The sequence below is a fragment of the Pseudovibrio sp. Ad37 genome, assembly GCF_001623075.1.
Classification (GTDB): Bacteria; Pseudomonadota; Alphaproteobacteria; order Rhizobiales; family Stappiaceae; genus Pseudovibrio.
In genome coordinates, this window is record NZ_LMCF01000013.1 from 43,222 (window position 1) to 62,202 (window position 18,981).

General features: G+C 52.9%; 14 protein-coding genes. 4 read left to right on the forward strand and 10 right to left on the reverse strand.

Annotated elements, in window-relative coordinates:
* Window positions 1-68: 68 nt before the first annotated feature.
* From PsAD37_RS03835 to PsAD37_RS03850, 4 genes are all read right to left on the reverse strand, one after another.
* Window positions 69-1,706: a thiamine pyrophosphate-binding protein gene (locus PsAD37_RS03835; protein WP_063295013.1), complete on the reverse strand. Its 1,638-nt coding sequence runs from the start codon at window positions 1,704-1,706 to the stop codon at window positions 69-71.
* A gap of 2 nt (window positions 1,707-1,708) precedes the next feature.
* Window positions 1,709-2,992: a CaiB/BaiF CoA-transferase family protein gene (locus PsAD37_RS03840; protein ID WP_063295014.1), complete on the reverse strand. Its 1,284-nt coding sequence runs from the start codon at window positions 2,990-2,992 to the stop codon at window positions 1,709-1,711.
* Window positions 2,993-3,189: 197 nt separating this feature from the next.
* Complete coding sequence (locus PsAD37_RS03845; RefSeq protein WP_208991672.1) at window positions 3,190-4,020, reverse strand: PHB depolymerase family esterase; 831 nt, start codon at window positions 4,018-4,020, stop codon at window positions 3,190-3,192.
* Window positions 4,021-4,180: 160 nt separating this feature from the next.
* Entirely contained in the window at window positions 4,181-4,966 is a 786-nt protein-coding gene (locus PsAD37_RS03850) for a potassium channel family protein (protein WP_063295016.1), read from the reverse strand.
* A gap of 207 nt (window positions 4,967-5,173) precedes the next feature.
* Between PsAD37_RS03850 and PsAD37_RS03855 the strand changes: the two genes are divergently transcribed.
* The 3 genes from PsAD37_RS03855 to PsAD37_RS03865 all read left to right on the forward strand — a co-directional run bounded on the left by PsAD37_RS03855 (window position 5,174) and on the right by PsAD37_RS03865 (window position 10,657).
* On the forward strand, window positions 5,174-6,094 hold the full coding sequence (locus PsAD37_RS03855; protein ID WP_063295017.1) for an SDR family NAD(P)-dependent oxidoreductase: 921 nt from the start codon (window positions 5,174-5,176) through the stop codon (window positions 6,092-6,094).
* A 219-nt stretch (window positions 6,095-6,313) separates the two neighbouring features.
* A complete protein-coding gene (locus tag PsAD37_RS03860) occupies window positions 6,314-7,468 on the forward strand; it encodes an efflux RND transporter periplasmic adaptor subunit (protein ID WP_208991673.1) in 1,155 nt (384 codons plus the stop codon).
* Between the two features lie 3 nt (window positions 7,469-7,471).
* Complete coding sequence (locus tag PsAD37_RS03865; RefSeq protein ID WP_063295018.1) at window positions 7,472-10,657, forward strand: efflux RND transporter permease subunit; 3,186 nt, start codon at window positions 7,472-7,474, stop codon at window positions 10,655-10,657.
* A 52-nt stretch (window positions 10,658-10,709) separates the two neighbouring features.
* Here the strand turns inward: PsAD37_RS03865 and PsAD37_RS03870 are convergent, their stop codons facing one another.
* Window positions 10,710-11,960 carry a cyclic nucleotide-binding domain-containing protein gene (locus PsAD37_RS03870; RefSeq protein WP_063295019.1) on the reverse strand — a complete coding sequence of 417 codons (1,251 nt, stop codon included), beginning with the start codon at window positions 11,958-11,960 and terminating at the stop codon, window positions 10,710-10,712.
* A 292-nt stretch (window positions 11,961-12,252) separates the two neighbouring features.
* Between PsAD37_RS03870 and PsAD37_RS03880 the strand changes: the two genes are divergently transcribed.
* Complete coding sequence (locus PsAD37_RS03880) at window positions 12,253-13,248, forward strand: hypothetical protein (RefSeq protein WP_208991674.1); 996 nt, start codon at window positions 12,253-12,255, stop codon at window positions 13,246-13,248.
* Between the two features lie 200 nt (window positions 13,249-13,448).
* Here PsAD37_RS03880 and PsAD37_RS03885 read toward each other — a convergent pair whose 3' ends face one another.
* The 5 genes from PsAD37_RS03885 to PsAD37_RS03905 all read right to left on the reverse strand — a co-directional run bounded on the left by PsAD37_RS03885 (window position 13,449) and on the right by PsAD37_RS03905 (window position 18,648).
* Window positions 13,449-14,228 (reverse strand): ABC transporter ATP-binding protein, encoded by a 780-nt coding sequence (locus PsAD37_RS03885; protein ID WP_063295021.1) that lies wholly within the window; start codon window positions 14,226-14,228, stop codon window positions 13,449-13,451.
* Window positions 14,225-14,980 carry an ABC transporter ATP-binding protein gene (locus PsAD37_RS03890; RefSeq protein ID WP_063295022.1) on the reverse strand — a complete coding sequence of 252 codons (756 nt, stop codon included), beginning with the start codon at window positions 14,978-14,980 and terminating at the stop codon, window positions 14,225-14,227. Before PsAD37_RS03890 ends, PsAD37_RS03885 begins: the two co-directional genes overlap by 4 nt.
* Window positions 14,981-14,992: 12 nt before the next feature.
* Window positions 14,993-16,147, reverse strand: a complete 1,155-nt coding sequence (locus PsAD37_RS03895; RefSeq protein ID WP_370446573.1) for a branched-chain amino acid ABC transporter permease — start codon at window positions 16,145-16,147, stop codon at window positions 14,993-14,995.
* A 7-nt stretch (window positions 16,148-16,154) separates the two neighbouring features.
* On the reverse strand, window positions 16,155-17,183 hold the full coding sequence (locus tag PsAD37_RS03900; RefSeq protein ID WP_057461714.1) for a branched-chain amino acid ABC transporter permease: 1,029 nt from the start codon (window positions 17,181-17,183) through the stop codon (window positions 16,155-16,157).
* 118 nt (window positions 17,184-17,301) lie between these two features.
* A complete protein-coding gene (locus PsAD37_RS03905) occupies window positions 17,302-18,648 on the reverse strand; it encodes a substrate-binding protein (protein ID WP_193778206.1) in 1,347 nt (448 codons plus the stop codon).
* Window positions 18,649-18,981 lie beyond the last annotated feature (333 nt).

Consider the following 18,981-nt stretch of genomic DNA (forward strand, 5'->3'; position numbering starts at 1 on the left):
CACTCTTCAATAACGAATTTAGAGAGTGTGTCGCCTTTCTCGCGACACACTCGAAAAGGCGAATGCCTCTATAATTTTCCGTCGTAAGCTCTGCGGTCAATGCGGCAAGCAAGAACAGTGAAGGTATCCCGCTCCAGCGCTGCCTTTGCTTCTTTCTTCAGGCTCTCAGCATCATCCACCCAAACGCCATGCCCGCCATAAGCGTCAGCCAGCGCTGGGAAGTTGGTGGCTGAGAAGTCCACGCCCAGATTAGGATTCTGGTTCGCGCGCTGCTTCAGCTCAATCAGAGACAAGCTCTCGTCAACCAACACACAGACAATAAACGGCACTTGCATATCGCGCAGAACCGCCAGATCACCAAGACCCATCTCCAGACCAGCATCGCCTACAAACACAACAACCGGGTCTTCCGGTTTTGCCATCTTATGCCCGATGCCAAGCGGCAAGGCACATGCCATCGTACAAAGCGCAGAACTCTGCAGCATTGTGCGCGGGTAGTGGCTCTCCCAGATTTGGCTGACCAGAATGCGGTGCGCACCACTGTCCGCAGTTGCAACAGTGGTATCCGGCAGGGCTTCTCGAAGGTCGTGGAACACAGTGGCTGGCCCCCAACCGCTTTCTTCCGCAGTAAAGTCGGCCTTCAGCTTTTCCTTGGCTGGTGCGATACGGTCACGAAGCCAATCGCTCTCTTCAGGAACAATACCGGCCTCATCTTCTGGTGTCAGAGCCATCAGGGTCGGCTTCACATCGCCTTCCAGTGTATGGCTCACATGGTGCATGCCATGGCTGCGCAGCACCGGTGTCAGCTCAATCACCGAAGTCTCTTCACCCCACGGATTGCGCCAGTTCACGCGCATTTCAATGGGGTCATAGCCGATCAGCACAACAAGGTCCGCATCAGCCAGCAAAGGCATCAGGTTCTTGTCAGCTTTGGGCGACAAACCTGCTCCACCAAGCGAAAGCTTATGGCCTTCAGGAATGAGCCCCTTGCCCTTGTAGCTGGTGATCAGCGGAATCTGGTAGGCCTCACAGAACGCCTCAATCTCATTGCCTGCATCCACGTTGACGGCATCAACACCAGCAATTGCGATTGGGCGTTGAGCAGAGCCAAGAAGGTCACGCGCTTGCTCCAGCACGTCGCCAAATGGCAACTGGGCAGCACGAACACCATAGTTCGGCGTTTTTTGTGTTTCGTCGCTTTCACCTTCGGCAACGGAGATCGGCACATCAATGTGCACTGGCCCCGGTTGACCAGACATGGCAATGGAAATCGCCTTATCCATCATGGCATTCAGCGCACCCGGAGCTGCTTTGAAGCTGGCTTTCACAATAGGACGCAGCAGTTGCTGATGATCCATCACCTGGTGAGTGTAGGTCTCAGCCTCAGCAGTATCTACGCAGCCGGTCAGGAAGATCAGCGGAACGCGATCCTGAAAGGCATTGGCAATCACGTTGACGGCGTTGGTCACACCGGGCCCAAGCGTCGCCAGCAAAACAACAGGAGCATCCGTGCCTTGGCGCGCAAGGCCATGCCATGCGCCTTCAGCCATAAAGCCACCAGCGTTCTCGTGCTTCACCAGATTGAATTTAAAACCAGCAAGGTTCAGGGCATCCATAAGGGCCAGCACTTCGCCACCCGGAATCCCGAAGGCATACTGACTGCCAGCCTGATGCAGTTTTTGAGCAATAAGATCAGCGCCGCGCATATTTATGAATCTCCCAGTGACACGACACCGCGAGCAGCGAGATCGTCAATTTCTTCTTTGGTTTTTTGCAGGTACTTGGTCAGCACTTCAATGCTGTCTTCGCCAAGGGTCGGCGGAGCTTTCCTGTATGTAACTGGCGTCTTGCTGTAGTTGATCGGGTTGCCAATCAGGCTCACTTGACCATCATCAGACTGCTTGTGTGGCAGAGAAATCTTCATACCACGATGTAGAATCTGCGGATCGCTGAACACGCCAGCCAGATCATTCACCGGACCACAGGGAACACCAACAGCCTCAAGCTCATCCGTCCAATGCTGCGCACCCTGTTTGATTGTGAACTGACGCAGCAATGGCACCAGTTCAGCACGATTGCGCACGCGGTCAGCGTTGGTTGCAAAGCGAGGATCAGTGCTCAATTCAGGACACCCCAGAATCTCACAGAAACGCTGGTACTGCGCATCGTTGCCAACAGCCACCATGAAGTCCTTGTCAGAGGCCGGGAAGGTCTCATAAGGCACGATGGTTGGGTGCGCATTGCCAAGCCGTTTTGGGATGTTACCGTCGGTTAGATAGGAAAGGCCTTGGTTGATCAGCCATGCCACCTGACAGTCCAGTAAGGAGATGTCGATGTGCTGACCTTCACCGCTTTTCTCGCGGTGGTGCAGAGCTGCCAAAATGGCGTTGCAGGCATACATCCCGCACATCACATCAGCAATGCCGACACCGATCTTGGTTGGGCTGCCGCCTTCCTCCTCAGGATGCCCCGTGATGCTCATGATCCCGCCCATGGCCTGAATCAGCGCATCATAGCCAGCCCGATGTGAGTAAGGGCCAGTTTGGCCAAAACCGGTAATGGAGCAGTAGATCAGCCGATCATTCTTCGCACGCAGGTCGTCATAACCGAGGCCCTTGCGGGCAAGGTCACCAACCTTGAAATTCTCGATAACGATGTCAGCGGTAGCCGCCAGTTCTTTGAGCATCTCCACGCCTTCTTCAGAACGCATGTCGATGCCGAGAGAATGTTTGTTGCGGTTGGAACTGAGATAATACGCGCTTTCGCCAGTATCCGCGCCGCCTTTGCCTTTCAGGAAGGGAGGCCCCCATTTGCGGGTGTCATCCCCGCGTGTTGGGTGTTCAATCTTGATGATTTCAGCGCCCATATCACCCAGCAGCTGGGTGCAGGTTGGGCCTGCCAGAATGCGCGAAAGGTCAAGCACCACAAGGCCATCCAAAGGTCCTTTAGTGGTAGAGGACTGGTGCTGTTCACCGTCTACTAGAGAATTCAAACCGTCTAATCCATTGGTTTTGAGGCAAGATTGACCGCAAATGGAGGGTGACTGACCATGTCATGTACAGCAATCCAGCAGATTTTGGAGAGACGTTAGAGCACTCAGAAAAGGCCCACCACAACAATCTGAAAAATCACACAGTATCGTGATGACCCGTGAAATTTGAAGTTTCTACCGTGATAAACCTGTGGGTTTTACCAGTGCTTTGTGTTGGCAAGATCAAGCCATGCACGCCGGATCCAGTTGGCCTTCATGGAGTGGCCTCCATCATGCAGGCAAAGCTCCAGCTTCTCGCCTTTGGCAGACCACACATCACACTGCAACTCACCAGCGCTGATGGATGTCGGCTTAGTGTCATAAAGACCAGCTTGCCGCTTCCAGACATCCAGACTGTCAAACACATCGGCCTGATGCCAGTTCGCGCCAATAGCGCGGCCCACCATCGGAACGGTTTTATCTTCAACGCCGTGGGTGTGATAAAAGTAGGTCAGCGGAGAAGGACAGGTTGCTGGGATCGGATCCCAAAAGGCACCGGCAATCGGTGCGAAACCGGCATAGTTCTCGCCCTTGTAACAGGCCAGATTCCAAACCATGGACCCCCCCATTGAAAAGCCTGAGAGTAGAATTTTTTTGCGGTCGATTGGGAAACGATCGGAGACATCACTCAGCATCTCATCAAAAAATTTAAACTCGTCACGATCCTGACTTGGAGAGCCGGGAAAGGACCAGGAACCGCCGATGCCCTGCGGGACAATAAGGGCAACTCCAAGCTCGTTTGCAAGACTGCGAAGAGCTTTATTCTGGATGGCGCGATCAGCTTCGCCCTTCCACCCGTGTAGGTAGATTATGGCACCAATCTGTTCATTATTAGCAGGAGAATCCGGAAGTGCAATATAGTATTCACCGCTCTCAACTTCACAGGGAGCAGTCACACCACAGGTCGCTTCATCTGCCATTGTTGCATGGGGAACCAACCCTGAAATAACCACGATAGCAAACGTAATCGCACTTGTAAGAAGGCTCATGCCCATTCCACTTCTTGCTGCTCTCTCGGATTAAACCTATTGAAATTCATGGATAAATCCAGGAATTACCGAGACTAATTTTGTTTATGCTAACATACCCATCAAGGGCGGTCTAACTCTCAAAATTGATGCCGTCATTTACAGCTTACCGCGAGAGGGCCTACTGCCATTCCCCTTCCGTGGGAATGTGCAAAGTATTGCCGCAATGCTTGCAGTGAACGGCGTCATTATCGTGACGATTAAGGCCACAATCAGGACAGGCATATTTTACTTTAGACGGACGGAAAATGGTCTGGATCAGCCGCAAAAACAGCGCCACGCCAAACACCATGATGACGATTGTAATCCCGCGACCCATCGTATCCGTCATGGTGATGTCGCCATAACCAGTCGTCGTCAGCGTTGTGACGGTAAAGTACAGCGCATCCATGTAGGAGTTGATGTCCGGGTTCAGGTGCGCCTCAATCACATAAACAATCGCACTCACCATAAACACGAAGACCAGCAGGTTCATCGCTGAGTTGATGATCTCTTCATGCTCTTTGAACCACGAGAACGTCTCTCGTAAATCCTTCACCACATGGTAGGAGCGCAGCAACCGCAACATGCGGATCACGCGCAAGAAGCCAAGGTTCTCGATAAGAGCTTCAGCAAACAAAGACAGGATCACAATAAGATCTGCAATGGCCGTGCTATCGAACGCAGCTTTGAAGGGCCGAAGCGTAATCGTGAGACGGAACCCGTAATCAATCAGCAGAATGAACCCGATGGCCCAGTCCAGCCGCGGATAGCCTTCCAGCTGGGGAAGCGTTGCAGAAAGCACGAAGTAGAGGATCGTGACCACATCAAACATCAGCAAGCCGATACGCCAAGAACGTCCAGCAGTGGTCTGCCCGAAATACAGACGTCGCAAAGCGCCCCTGAAATCGGTTATTGCTTCCTGCATTAAATTAGATCCCTCAATACCGATAGCGCGCCCAGATAAAATCTACTAGCAAATGTGGGCACTTCTGCAAAGTCACTCAAGCTCGTCACGCATAAACTTTCGTGTGAGCGGCGCTATCTTGACCCCGCAAAAAAACTTACGCTTTCCCTCAGTGAGTTTATCGAAAAATTCTGCAACTGATTAAAGGGTTTCTGCTCTACTTCTGGCATGAAGAAAGCCAAGGCCATTCCGGTGCCACCACCTCCCGGGTATTTGGAGGAATGGCGGGCAACCAACAACACCTGTCTGGTAACGGGCGCGACGGATGGCATCGGCAGAGCGCTTGCGATCCGTCTGGCTGATGCTGGCCAAACCCTCGTCATTGTGGGGCGTTCTAAGGAGAAAGTGAGCGCCGTCCTCAAGGATGTTGGCGACGCCGGCCCCCATCGCTCCCACCGTGGCTTTGTCGCAGACCTCTCCCTCATCTCAGAGGTGGATCGTCTCGCCGACGAGATCTCGCAAAAGCTGCCGGACCTCAGCCGTATCGTCCTCTGCGCTGCCGAAACGCCGGGGTTTCGCGGTATCACAGGAGAGGGGATTGAGGCCGGGTTTGCGGTCATCTACCTCAGCAGGTTTCAGCTGCTGAACAAACTCACACCTCTCCTCAAGCAGCAACATGCGCCAAGGATTGTCTCTTTCGCCAGTCCGGCCACGAAGTTCGAACGACCAGACACGAGTGCGCTCAATGATCCTGATTGCACACTCGACAGCTGGGATCGCAGAACAGCACACACCAACTGTAATCTGCTCTTCTTGATGGAACTGGCTGAACAGTTGAAGAACACAGACATCTGCATCAACGCGTTAGGTCCCGGCCTTGTGCTGACCAAACAAATGCAGGGGTACAGCGCCATGAGACGGTTCTGTCTTGGCATGAAAAGCTCGCTGGTTGGCAAGTCCGCCCCCTATGCGGCCTTACCAGCTATGCACATGCTGCTCTCTCCGGATTTTGCAGGCAAGACCGGAGGGTTCTATGAATGCGGAACAAAAATCCCGCCGGACAAGCAAATCCTGAGCAAAGAAATCCGCCAGCAATTCTGGACAGAAACCTCTCAGCTTGTGCACCTGGCACAGGCAAACAAGGGGTAAAAATTTCCAGAAACCGCTTTTTGTGACACCAGTCACGGGCTTTCCCTCGCGAAAGTGGGAGGACAAATGCACTTCTCAGTCTGACTTGATTTGCACGTTGCCAGGGGACCTTGGCAGCGAAGGATCGAGCTGTGCCCAAAGCTATCAAGGATTGAGTTACTTCCCTAGGGTAATGTTAGGCAAGTGCTGCCAGCAATTCTCAATGTGTAAGAGTAAAAAATGAACAACAAAATGGAATTCCCTGCCGGCCGGAATGGAAATCTGCTTTCATCAACGCGCAAAGCCGCCCTCGCATTTCTGGGAGCGTCTCTTGGCACATTTATTATGTCCTCGGCAGTCTTCGCTCAGGAAACTCCCCCCCCTCCAGGTGTTATTGTTGAGCCTGCACGCGAAGAAGTTATTGAAGAAGAACGTGTTTTCTCTGGTCGTACCGAGGCAATCAGTCAGGTCGCGCTCATTGCCCGTGTCGGTGGCTTTCTTGAGCCACTGGAATTCAAAGAAGGCCAGACAGTTCAACAAGGCGACCTGCTCTTTGTGATCCAGCAGGAGCCCTATGAGTTCTCAGTAGAGCAATCACAAGCCAATCTGGAAAGTGCTCAGGCAAAGGTCGATTTGGCAAAAGTTGACTTTGACCGCAAGGAGCAGCTCGTCAACCGGGATACAATTTCAGTTTCCGAACTCGACACAGCCCGCGCGAACCTGAAAGAGGCCAATGCCGCACTGGCTCTGCGTCAGGCAGACCTGAAGCTCTCCGAGTTGGATCTGAGCTATACCGAAATCCGCGCTCCACTGGATGGTCAGATCGGAACTGCTGCCTTTAAAGAAGGTGCCTACGTCAATGCCAACAGCGGAACTCTGGCAACCATCACGTCATTGAACCCCATTCGCGTGGCGTTCCCGGTTCCACAAGCACTGATCTTGCAATCTCAGCGCGCCAACAACTTCGTCACCAATAACATACTCATCCGAATCCGCCTGTCAGATGGCAAGTTCTACCAGCACAACGGAAAGCTGGACTTCCTTGAAGCAGAAGCCAACCCGGGCACAGACACCGTCACCGCTTATGCAATCTTTGAAAATCCTGATCACTTGCTGTTTGACCACCAGCTGGTTGATGTCGTTGCCAACGCCAAAGATGCCACCCCAGTTCTGGTTGTCTCTCAATCCGCACTGCTGCTGGATCAGGAAGGCCCGTATGTGCTGAAGGTGAATGACGAAGACGTGGTTGAGCAACAGCGCATCGCCGTTGTCGACCAGATCAACGGCCTTGTTATTGTTGGAAGTGGCCTTGAAAAAGGTGATCTGGTGATCACATCCGGCATCCAGAAAGTTCGTCCCGGAATTAAAGTCAACGCACAGCTGGCAGGTCAATAAACCATGATCTATGACATGTTTATTCGCCGGCCTCGGCTGGCGATGGTGATTTCGATTCTCATAGTCGTGGTCGGTGCGATCTCGATTTACTCAATTCCGGTATCACAATACCCGACCATTGCTCCCCCAACCGTGCAGGTCAACGCCACTTACATCGGTGCGGATGCGCTGACGGTGGAAGAGAGTGTTGGCCAGCTTGTTGAAGGGGCAGTCAACGGCGTAGACGGCATGCGCTATATGAAGTCGTCGTCTTCCAGTGATGGCACCTACTCGCTTACAGTCTACTTCGATCTGACAACAGACCCCGATATCAATGCGGTGAACGTTCAGAACCGAATAAGCACCATTGAAAGCAAGCTTCCGCAGGAAGTCCGGGATCAGGGTGTCAACGTCACCAAAAAGGCCGGTGACCTCCTGCAAGCGATTTCCTTCTATTCGCCAGATGAGACACATGATGGCCTCTTCATTTCCAACTACGTCACCATCAACATCGTAGACGAACTGAAGCGTATTCCAGGTGTGGGTGACGCCAGCGTGTTTGGCGCGCAGGATTACTCCATGCGCATCTGGCTGGATCCGGTCAAACTCAGAGCCCTCAACCTGACAGCAGAAGACGTAATCTCTGCGGTCCAATCACAAAACAAACAAGCTGCTGTCGGTCGTATCGGTGCAGCTCCTCTGGCCGCTGATCAGCAGCTCCAGCTCACCGTCACGGCGAAAGGCCGTTTGAACACGGTTGAAGAGTTCCAGAACATCGTTCTGCGTGCAAATCCTGATGGGTCTGTTGTTCACCTGAGAAATGTCGCCCGCGTAGAACTCAGCAGCGCCTCCTATGACATATTAGCAGAATACAACCAGCAACCAACAGCGATGGTGGGGATTTACCTGTCCCCGGGCGCAAACGCTGTGGCTGTGTCAGAAGCGGTCAACGAGCGTATCGCGTATCTGGCGGAGCGCTTCCCGGAAGACCTCACATACATCTCCATCTTCGATACCTCACTCTTCGTGAATGAGATGATTTCGAAGGTGATCCACACACTGCTGGAAGCTTTCGTGCTTGTGACCATTGTGGTCTACGTCTTCCTTGGCAAATTCCGCGCAACCCTCATTCCGCTGATTGCTGTTCCGGTATCCATCATTGGCGCTGTCGCGGTGGCCTTCATGATGGGGTACACGGCCAACACCATCTCACTGCTGGCCTTGGTGCTTGCCATCGGCATTGTAGTGGATGATGCGATCATCGTGGTTGAGAACGTTGAACGCATTATGCATGAGCACCCCGATCTCACACCTGCTCAGGCAACGTCAAAAGCAGTTGGAGAAATCGCTGCCCCTGTGCTGGCAACCACGCTGGTGCTGCTCTCTGTGTTCGTACCTGTGGCCTTCCTGCCAGGCTCATCCGGTGTGCTCTTTAGAGAGTTCGCGGTCTCCATTTCCGCGGCAATGGTGATCTCCACAATCAACGCGTTGTCACTGTCTCCTGCTCTTTGCGCTATCTTGATGAAATCAGAAGACCTGACAGGCGTCATGGCCAAGGTTTCCAAAAAGATTGATGACGTCGGCCATGGTTATGCTGGTCTAATTAAGCGCATCGCAAAAATGTCGCTGCTTTCGCTGCCTGTAGTGGTGGGTTTCGCGCTCTTTGGTTTCCTGGTTGTTTCCAACACCCCAGATGGCTTTGTCCCGGATGAAGACAAAGGCTACGCCATGGTGCTGGTCAATTTGCCTCCGGGTGCGTCTCGCAACCGAACTGAAGCGGTCATGCGCAAAGCCGACGATATCATCCGCAAAGACCCGGCAGTCAACTCCAACACAATGATCATCGGGCTCGACCTGTTGGCAGGTGGCGGCTCATCACCAAACGCAGGCGTTTTCTTCGTCAAACTCAAGGATTATGAGGAACGTCCATCACGTGAACTGTCTTCTTTCGCCTTCGTTTATAGAACATACGGAGCTTTGGCAGGCATTCCGGAAGCAACCTTCTTCCCGGTCAACCCAGCTGCAATCGATGGTCTCGGCACGGTAGGTGGCTTTGAGTTCATCATGGAGGCACTGGAAGGTCAGGATCCAACGGTTCTTGCGCAAATTTCCCGCTCCTTGATTGTAGCAGCCAATGAAGCGCCTGATATCGCTTCCTTCTTCACCACCTTCAATGCAAACACCCCACAATTGAATGTGAAGCTGGATCGTGAGCGTGCTCAGGTGCTTGGCCTGAATGTGGCAAGTGTTTACAACGCATTGCAAGCCACGCTGGGCGGTTATTACATCAACGACTTCAACCTCTACGGTCGCACATGGACCGTTCGCCTGCAGGCAGAGCAGAAGTATCGCTCTGGTGTTGAAGACATCGGCTCCATCTTTGTCCGTTCAGACACAGGTGAGATGGTTGAACTGTCCTCCGTCGTGCAGACTGAGCTGTCGCGTGGGGCAAACACCATCACGCGCTACAACAACTACCGCGCAGTCGCGTTCAACGGCAATGCAGCCCCGGGTGCAGGCTTGGGTGAAGCTTTGACGGCGATGGATGGGGTAGCGGCCAAAGCACTGCCAAAAGGCTACGCCTATGAATGGACGGGGCTGGCACTGGAACAGAAAGAAGCTGCGGGGCAAACTGCACTGGTACTGGGGCTAGCCTTCCTGTTTGCCTATCTGTTCCTTGTGGCGCTTTATGAAAGTTGGAACACACCCATTCCCGTTCTGCTTTCGGTCGCTCCTGCCTTGGCAGGTGCCTTGTTGAGCCTCTGGATCTTCGGTCTGGCGTTCGATCTGTATGCGCAGATTGGTATGGTCATTCTGATTGCGCTGGCGGGTAAAAATGCGATCCTGATGAACGAGTTTTCACTCGAAAAACGCATTGATGGCATGGGGATCTACGAGTCCGCAATTGAAGGTGCTCGTTTGCGCTTCCGCCCGGTGATGATGACATCACTTGCCTTCTCCGCCGGTCTTGTACCGTTGGTCATCGCATCCGGCCCTGGTGCTGGAGCTATGGTTGCGGTGGGTGTGCCGGTGCTGGCAGGCATGCTGTTCTCAGCTACCATTGGTATCTTCCTCATCCCGACCCTTTACGTCAGCTTCCAATGGATGCGCGAAAAGGCTGGTTGGACCATCGAGGAAGGCCGTGCGGCAAGAGGATCTGGTGGTGAACTGGCCATTGATGCCAAGGAAGACAAACCATCTGAAAATTGATCTGAAAATGATCCTGATGACAATGAAAAAGGCGCCTCTGGCGCCTTTTTTGTTATGCAACACGCAGCAAGGCGAACCAGTAAAATGCCGCAAGCCCGGCAATCGCGTGGCTGGTGGAAACCGCCACCCATGACCGGCGATGCTGGAACATCACCCCCCAATAAAAACTCACCATAAACGTCAGTAAAACCGCCAGTTTGGAATAGGGCAGGTGGATGATAGAAAAGGCAACAGAAGCTGCAAAATTGCCCCAGAACACAGAGGAGAGCTTATGCGGCCCCAAGGCCGCAGTCACCGGAACCTGCATGCCACACCGAACAATGAACTGCTGAATAGGGCACATCACCAGCGCATAGAAAACCGCAAAGGCAACCTCAGGCCATCCCATAAACGGTCCTTGTACCTGATGCGTGAGAAAGTAGAAGGAAAACGACTCTTCTGAAGGATGCACAATGTACCGGGTCACTGCCATCACGAGAATGATCGGAACAGTCATCACCACCCCATAACCGAACTGGCTCGGGAGATGGCTGAATTCAAGCCCGAAGATGCGTGGCGGCAAATAAAGGTTTTTCATGATGTAAAACAGAATTGCCGCAAGAATGAAGTTCAGGCTCAAGCTGTAAACCGTCATCGCAATAAAGCCGTAGCCGTAATCATCAAACGTATTTTTGTAGAGGCTGATGAACAACGCAAATGACGACATGGCGATCATGTTCGCCACCAGCAAAACCGCATAGGCCTGCAAACGTCGTGACCGGATCTTGATCTCTTCCAGTACTCGGGAACTGCTTTGTTCCAGTTGATGCGCCGCCTGCCGGGCAAAATAGCGAAACAGCATGGAGTTGGTTTCAGTCGAGGTCGGCAGAGTGCCGTATCTGTTCCAGCTTAGCGAGGCGACAACCGTATCCCGTTTGGCCCGAACACTTGCGATGTAACTTTGCGGTCCGACATGGGCACGAATATAGGCCAGTTCTCCCGCCACATCACCCGCTTTCAGGTGACCAAGAACAGTATCTGCCCCGTCCTGATCTTCTTTGATGACTTCCAGATCCCCTTCAAGAATGATGAAAAACCGATCTGCGCTTTGCCCTTGCACCAGCAAATCCTCGTGGGCTTTGAGGGAGTAATACTGCGCACAATCCAGCACCTCACGAATAACAGGCTGGGTTGGCAAACCAAGATCGAGAAGCCGCTGATGCAATTGCGTGCGATGGCGTGGGATATTGCCGTAGCTCACCTCAAGCCGTGATTTGGTTTTTTTAGGAGACTGTTCCTCATCGCGCTGGGACAGGAAGCGCATCTATGGGCCTTCTTTCAGTAACATCCTCGGCTGATCAGCCTTGTCGCGGATTTTACCCTGCCCGTGCCATCCTGCATGCACTTTGGCAAATCATGGTAATCCTGCACCAATGGGATCTCTCAAATTCCATTCAACTCTATAACGTATTCCCCAAAACTGGCCGCGGTATCTGTGCAAGAATACGCACCAAGCTCTAAGGGGTTAGGGAGTTCTCTGGAAATGGTGGGAAAGATTTCAGAGTGGCGCTAAACAACAGTGCACGCTTAGATATCGGAAAGCGCAGGAGGGTTGGTTGGTCTTTTCATTGCTGCAATACAAATCCTATCAGTGGATGCCGCGAGACAGAGAGGAAAATCACTGCAAGTTTATCTCCAGCAGAGGCCTCGCCAAAGCTTGCCAAAGCCGGAACCAGAAGCTGAAGTCCTCAGTCCCTGATCTCGATGATGACTTGCTGGAGCATCACCATGAAGGTGCTACGCTTTACATCACCACTGATGCCCTGCCGCATTTCGTCCAAACCAAACTGCTGCACATTCGCCAGCCATTCGTCCTGCTCAGCGGTGACAGTGATCTGCCCGTTGGACCGGATACGACCCTGCCAAACACGCTGTCCTCACTCGATCTGAAGAACCTGCTCTCCCATCCGCTGCTGGTTGCGTGGTATGCGCAGAACTTGGCAATCGAGCACGAAAAAGTCTTCAACCTGCCCATCGGTTTGGATTACCACACCATGACAGCCCGCAATTCTCACGCTTGGGGGGACTTCCAGACACCGCTTGAGCAGGAAGAGTGCCTGCGAGTCGTAGCTACCGATGCCGCACCGTTGGAGGCTCGAGAAGTCCGAGGCTATTGCAACTGGCACCATGCAGCCCATCGTGGAGACAGGGCAGAGGTGATTGATGTGGTTGATGATTCCACCGCCTATTTCGAAAATGAGCACCTTCCTCGCGAACAGTCATGGCGTAAGAACGCGCAATTCCTCTTCACGATCAGTCCTTTTGGGGACGGAATGGACTGCCACCGCACATGGGAAGCCTTGTTTCTTGGAGCGATTCCCATCGTCAAATCCTCCAGCCTGAACCCGCTGTTCAAAAACTTGCCAGTCGTGGTTCTGGATGATTGGGTTGAGCTGACCAGTGAACGTCTGCTTGAGGAGAAACAACAAATTCTGGCAGGAACCTTTGACTTCTCCAGTCTCTACCTGAGTTTCTGGCAAGATCGTTTTCAGGGGCATGAACCTGTACGCCAAGCTCCACTGAGCTATCAGCAATTCCTGGATACCCTGTGAGAAAAGATGCGCCCAAAAAGAAAAAGACCAGAGGAACGAATCCTCTGGTTCAGGTAAAGGGACAATAGCCCTTGGGGGAACTTGATCGGGATCTCCAAGCATGCTGAAAAATGCCCGGAAACACCCTGCAAAATAAAGCAAGTTGCAGACTCAGAAATAACGCAACCTGCTTTTGCGGAGCTGACGCTCCAACAAAATCGTCAGATAGCTAGATAGGTTTGCCGTAGCTCTTCGTTGTCCAGCACCTCTTGCGCGGTGCCATCAAACACCACTTCGCCCATGTCCAGAATAACCGCACGATCCGCAAGGTGCAGGGCAGCCACAGCGTTCTGCTCCACGATAATCGTCGTGATGCCCAGTTCTTTCACGTTCTCAAGAATGCGCTCAATCTCCTGAACGATCACCGGCGCGAGGCCTTCATACGGCTCATCCAGCAACAGCAGCTTCACGTCGCGAGCCAACGCACGGGCCACAGCCAGCATCTGCTGTTCACCACCAGACATGGTCACCGCCTCCTGCTTGGCACGCTCGGCAAGACGTGGGAAGTGATCGTAGAGACGCTCAATCGACCACCCATGCGGTTCCGAAATCTGCGCCAGTTGAAGGTTTTCCTCCACGGTTAGCCCCGGAATGATCCGGCGATCTTCCTGCACCAGTTGGATCCCGTTCTGGGCTGCCAAATAGTTTGGCATCGCATGAATAGGCTTATGGTCCAGCCAGATCTCACCATGTGTCAGCTGCGGGTCACTGGCGCGGGCAATAGCGCGAAGGGTGGACGTCTTCCCAGCCCCATTTCGTCCCAGCAACGCAAGGATCTCACCTTCGCGAATATCAAAGCTAACACCCTGAACAATATAACTTTCACCATAGTAGGCGTGCAGGTCCCAAGCTGAAAAGTAAGCCGGAGCACCACCCTTGGAGCGCACAGGCGTAACACCCGGCGCAGTCGCGCCTTTGAATTGATCTTCGAGAATGGTCATACGTGCGCCCCTCCCAGATAAGCTTCCTGAACGCGTGGATCGCCCTTGATGTCTTCCGGCTGCCCTTCAGCAATCACAGTACCCTGCGCCAAAACGCTGATCTTGCTGGCAAGAGAGAACACCACATGCATGTCATGCTCGATAACAATCTTGGTGATGCCGCGCTCACCAATACGCTTCAGCAGATCAATGGTGTTGTTGGTGTCAGCACGAGACATGCCCGCTGTCGGCTCATCCAAAAGCAACAGTTTTGGATCCTGAACCAGACACATCGCCAGCTCCAGACGCCGCTTGTCACCTCGTGAAAGAGAGTCTGCGGTCATGTCTTTCTTATCTGCAAGCCCAACATCCTCAAGCATATGCATGGCTTTGTCGCGTATCTCGCCCTGACCATCCACACGAGCCCAGGCGTTCATGGTGAATGCCCCATCTCGCTTGGCCAGCGTTGGGATCATCACGTTTTCCTGCAAGGTCAGATCACCAAAGATCTCCGGTGTCTGAAACACGCGGGAAACACCTGCCTGATTGATCTCATGCGGCTTAGCGCCAATGAGATCCTTACCCAGAAAGGTCACAGAGCCCGTATCAGGGATCAGGCGCCCTACAAAGCAATTGAGCAATGTGGATTTGCCCGCCCCGTTTGGCCCGATGATGGCATGCACATGCCCTTGCTCGATGGAAAGGTTCACGTCATCGAGAGCTTTCAGGCCACCAAAGCGCTTGTTCACGCCCTTAACACTAAGAATTTCCATGGTTGCCTCTCTCTATTCCGCTGCATTGGCTGATGCTGGAGAATGCGAATGACCTGTTCTCTTGCCAACACGCGAAGGTCTCCTGCGGAACAGCTTGGTAATCCGGTTGAAGCCTTCCATGATGCCGCCCGGCAGGAAGATCACGATCACCATGAACAATAAACCAAGCGTCAAATGCCAGCCTTCGCCCACAAACAAGCTTGCAAGGCTCACCACTGCTCCCTCCATGAAATCAGGCAGGAAGGAGAAAATGGCATGCAGTGTCTGCTCGTTATACGCAGAGAAGATGTTCTCGAAGTACTTGATGAGACCTGCACCTAGGATCGGTCCAAGCAGAGTGCCGGCACCACCAAGGATGGTCATCAAAACCACCTCACCAGATGCCGTCCACTGCATGCGTTCAGCACCCGCAAGTGGATCCGTCACGGCCAGCAGGCTACCTGCAACACCAGCAAACGTGCCGGAAATGATGAAAGCAGCAAGCGTGTAAGGTCGTGTATTGAGGCCGGTATAGCTCATGCGGTTCTGGTTGGATTTCACAGCACGCAGCATCATCCCGAATGGGCTGCGGAAAATGCGTTGTGAAATATAAAACCCGATGATGAGCAAAACAGCACAAAAGTAGAAACCCGAGTACCCGGTCATCTCAATCCCAAACAGATTGGAGATAAGCGGACCGGACGCTTCTGAAGTGCTGTCAAACAACCGTGGGTCAGATTGCAGCACCCGCAAGCCAGTCTCACCATTGGTGATTGGGGTTAGTACAGAGTACGCCAGATTATAGCTCATCTGCGCAAACGCCAGCGTCAGAATGGAAAAGTAAATGCCTGACCGGCGCAGCGAGATATACCCAATGGCTACCGCAAACAGGCTGGAAAACACCACGGAAAAGAGCAGTGCTGGAATAGGGTTCATTCCCAGCAGTTTGAAGCTCCAGACCGCGGCGTAAGACCCGATGCCCAGAAAAGCTGCATGACCAAAGCTGAGATAGCCAGTCAGGCCAAACAGCAGGTTGAAGCCCAGAGCAAACAGGCCGAAAATCGCGAACTTCTGCAAAAGGTCTGGGTACCCGGCACCAATCGGTGCCAGCCAGATCGGCATTGTTAGGATTGCAGCTGTAAACAGCACAAGCATGAGCAGGTCGGAGCGTGGAGAAATCTTGGTCATCATTGGCTCAGGTCTCCATCACGCCCTTGCGGCCCATAAGTCCACGTGGACGAACCAGAAGGATAATAACTGCAACAAGATAGATAATGATCTGGTCGATACCCGGCAGAATGGTCTTCACCTCATTCATACTCGCAAAGCTTTGCAAAATGCCCAGCAGGAAGCCAGCAGATACCGCACCAGGCAGAGAACCCATGCCACCCACGACCACCACCACGAAGGACAGCACGAGGAAGTCCATACCCATGTGGTAATCTGGCGGAAGGATCGGCGTGTACATAACGCCAGCGAGACCTGCGACGACGGCAGCAACGGCAAAGACCAGCGTAAAGCGACGCTCAATGTTGATGCCAAGAAGGCCAACAGTTTCACGGTCGGCCATGCCAGCGCGAACAACCATGCCAAAGGTCGTGAACTGCAGGAAGGCAAAGACCCCGCCAATCACGCTAAGCGAGAAGAACAGATACACAATGCGCCACTGCGGATAGACGACAGTTCCCGGATCAAAGCCGATCCAAATGCCCAGGTCCATCGCGCCGCGCACCATATCCGGTGCAGATTGTGGAATAGGGTTTGCTCCGAAGTAAGTTTTGATGATCTCTTGCAAAACAATGGCCAGACCAAAGGTCACAAGGATCTGCTCAGCATGCGGGCGCTTGTAGAAGTGGCGGATCAAACCACGTTCCATCACATACCCAACCAGCAGCATGACCGGAATGGCAAATGCGATAGACAATGGAACAGAGTAGTTCAGCATCGTCGTGCCAGTGTCACCCAGCCAAACCTCAATGTAAGGCACACGGGTTTCCAAAGGCGTGCCCCAGGCAGTGGTCTTGGTTGGATCGACAACAACCTGCTCAAGGCCAATCAGTTTATTGAAAGCTACGGCACAAAATGCGCCAAGCATAAACAAGGCCCCATGGGCGAAGTTCACAACTCCAAGCGTACCGAAGATAAGCGTTAGCCCAAGCGCAATCAAAGCATAGGCACCGCCCTTATCAAGGCCGTTGAGAATTTGAAGAACGATGGCGTCCATCCGCTCTTCTCCCTTTAAATTCGTGAGAAGGTGCAAGGCATCCAATGCGGAACATTAGTGGTTCAAGCAGGAGCCATTGCCCGGCTGCAAAAAAACTGCAGCCGGGCAAACGGTGCTGTTAGACCTTGTAAGGTCCAAGCTCGCCACCAAAGATCTCTGGGTCATACGTGACCTGAGAAGCAGGTGTCACTTCAACAACTTCCAGAAGGTCAAACTGGGAAGTCGCGTTCTCGTTGCCTTTCACGACCAGCACATCCTTGAAGCACTGGTGATCAGAGCCGCGGTAAAGAGTTGGGCCGTTACCCATACCGTCGAACTGGTGATCTTCCAGAGCCTTGATAACCTCTGCTGGATTGAAGGTGCCCGCACGCTCACACGCATCTGCATAAAGGAGTGTCTGAACGTAGCAGGTGTGTGCAGCCTGGGATGGTGGGAAGCCATATTCCTGACCGAACGACTTAACAAAGGCCTTGGAACCTTCGTCCTGCAAGGACCAGTTCCAGTTGGTTGTGCCGTAAATGCCTTTGATGTTTTCGCCTGCACCCTGAGCCATAAGGCGGGAGTACAGTGGAACGATGATCTCAAAGTTCTTACCATTTACAAGCTTGTCACGCAGACCAAACTGAACAGCCTGTGTCAGCGAGTTGATCATGTCCTTACCGTAGTGGTTCAAGATCAACACATCAGCACCAGAGTTCAGAACAGGTGCAATGTACTGAGAGAAGTCACCAGCACCCAATGGAGTGCGGACTTTGTTGACGGTTTCCCAGCCAAGGCCTTCTGTGGTGTTGGCAATGGACTCTTCCTGTGTCCAACCCCACGTGTAGTCAGCTGTCAGGTGATAAGCGCGACGGTCTTTGCCCATCTCTTTTTCAAGCACAGGACCAAGCGCTGCACCGGACATGTAAGCGTTGAAGAAGTGGCGGAAGCCATAGCGCCGCTTGTCCTTGCCGGTAGTGTCATTGGAGTGGGTCAGGCCGCACATAAATACGACGCCCATTTCCTGCGCGAGAGACTGCTGTGCAATCGCCACGCCGGAAGAAGAGCCACCAGACCACATGACAACGCCGTCTTTTTCGATCATGCGCTTTGCAGAGGCGCGGGCCGCATCAGACTTTGTTTGAGTATCACCGGTGACGTAATCAACTTTCTTGCCAAGAACGCCGTTACCATTGAGCGAAAGCGGCTTCATGGTGCTCAGCATACCGCCGTCACCTTCACCGTTCAGGTGCTTGACGGCCAGCTGATAAGCACGCAGCTCGTCAGCGCCTTCGTCAGCATATGCGCCTGTTTGTGGCACGTTGAAACCGAAGGTGACTGTTTTGGAATTGGTTGGGTCATTGCGGAAATTGGTTTCAGCCCAGGCGCTGCGGCTGATAATAGTTGGGGTCGCCAGAACCAGACTACTGGCTGCTCCCGCCTTCAATAGGCTACGCCGATTCATCGGCCTACGAATAATGCTCATGAAATCCTCCCGAAAGGCAAAATGCCCGAAATGACGTGATAGAGGTCCCGTCCTCCTAAGAACCTGCCGCGTTCACCATTCCTTGTTCACCAGAAACAGTTACGTCAGCTCACGCAAAGGAAAGCCTAGTTCGGTAGTATAATGAATCGCAATTCGACTTATGGTTTTTAAACCAAAGGTTAATGCCAAGTAACATTACATTAGATGTTGTAAATCGTTTGTCCTATTTAGTTTTCAGGAAGTGCTGCACTGCAAATGTGACCTGAATGAAATAAATGCATTTTACGTAAGGTGTCCGTTAAAACTGTAAAATGCTGAATTCATGAAGAATGT

Excerpts from the sequence above, each read along its gene's own strand:
- PsAD37_RS03835 (WP_063295013.1), bottom strand. The coding sequence starts at position 1,706 with ATGCGCGGCGCTGATCTTATTGCTCAAAAACTGCATCAGGCTGGCAGT.
- PsAD37_RS03845 (WP_208991672.1), bottom strand. The coding sequence starts at position 4,020 with ATGAGCCTTCTTACAAGTGCGATTACGTTTGCTATCGTGGTTATTTCA.
- PsAD37_RS03850 (WP_063295016.1), bottom strand. The coding sequence starts at position 4,966 with ATGCAGGAAGCAATAACCGATTTCAGGGGCGCTTTGCGACGTCTGTAT.
- PsAD37_RS03855 (WP_063295017.1), top strand. The coding sequence starts at position 5,174 with ATGAAGAAAGCCAAGGCCATTCCGGTGCCACCACCTCCCGGGTATTTG.
- PsAD37_RS03860 (WP_208991673.1), top strand. The coding sequence starts at position 6,314 with ATGAACAACAAAATGGAATTCCCTGCCGGCCGGAATGGAAATCTGCTT.
- PsAD37_RS03865 (WP_063295018.1), top strand. The coding sequence starts at position 7,472 with ATGATCTATGACATGTTTATTCGCCGGCCTCGGCTGGCGATGGTGATT.
- PsAD37_RS03870 (WP_063295019.1), bottom strand. The coding sequence starts at position 11,960 with ATGCGCTTCCTGTCCCAGCGCGATGAGGAACAGTCTCCTAAAAAAACC.
- PsAD37_RS03885 (WP_063295021.1), bottom strand. The coding sequence starts at position 14,228 with ATGACCATTCTCGAAGATCAATTCAAAGGCGCGACTGCGCCGGGTGTT.
- PsAD37_RS03890 (WP_063295022.1), bottom strand. The coding sequence starts at position 14,980 with ATGGAAATTCTTAGTGTTAAGGGCGTGAACAAGCGCTTTGGTGGCCTG.
- PsAD37_RS03895 (WP_370446573.1), bottom strand. The coding sequence starts at position 16,147 with ATGACCAAGATTTCTCCACGCTCCGACCTGCTCATGCTTGTGCTGTTT.
- PsAD37_RS03900 (WP_057461714.1), bottom strand. The coding sequence starts at position 17,183 with ATGGACGCCATCGTTCTTCAAATTCTCAACGGCCTTGATAAGGGCGGT.
- PsAD37_RS03905 (WP_193778206.1), bottom strand. The coding sequence starts at position 18,648 with ATGAGCATTATTCGTAGGCCGATGAATCGGCGTAGCCTATTGAAGGCG.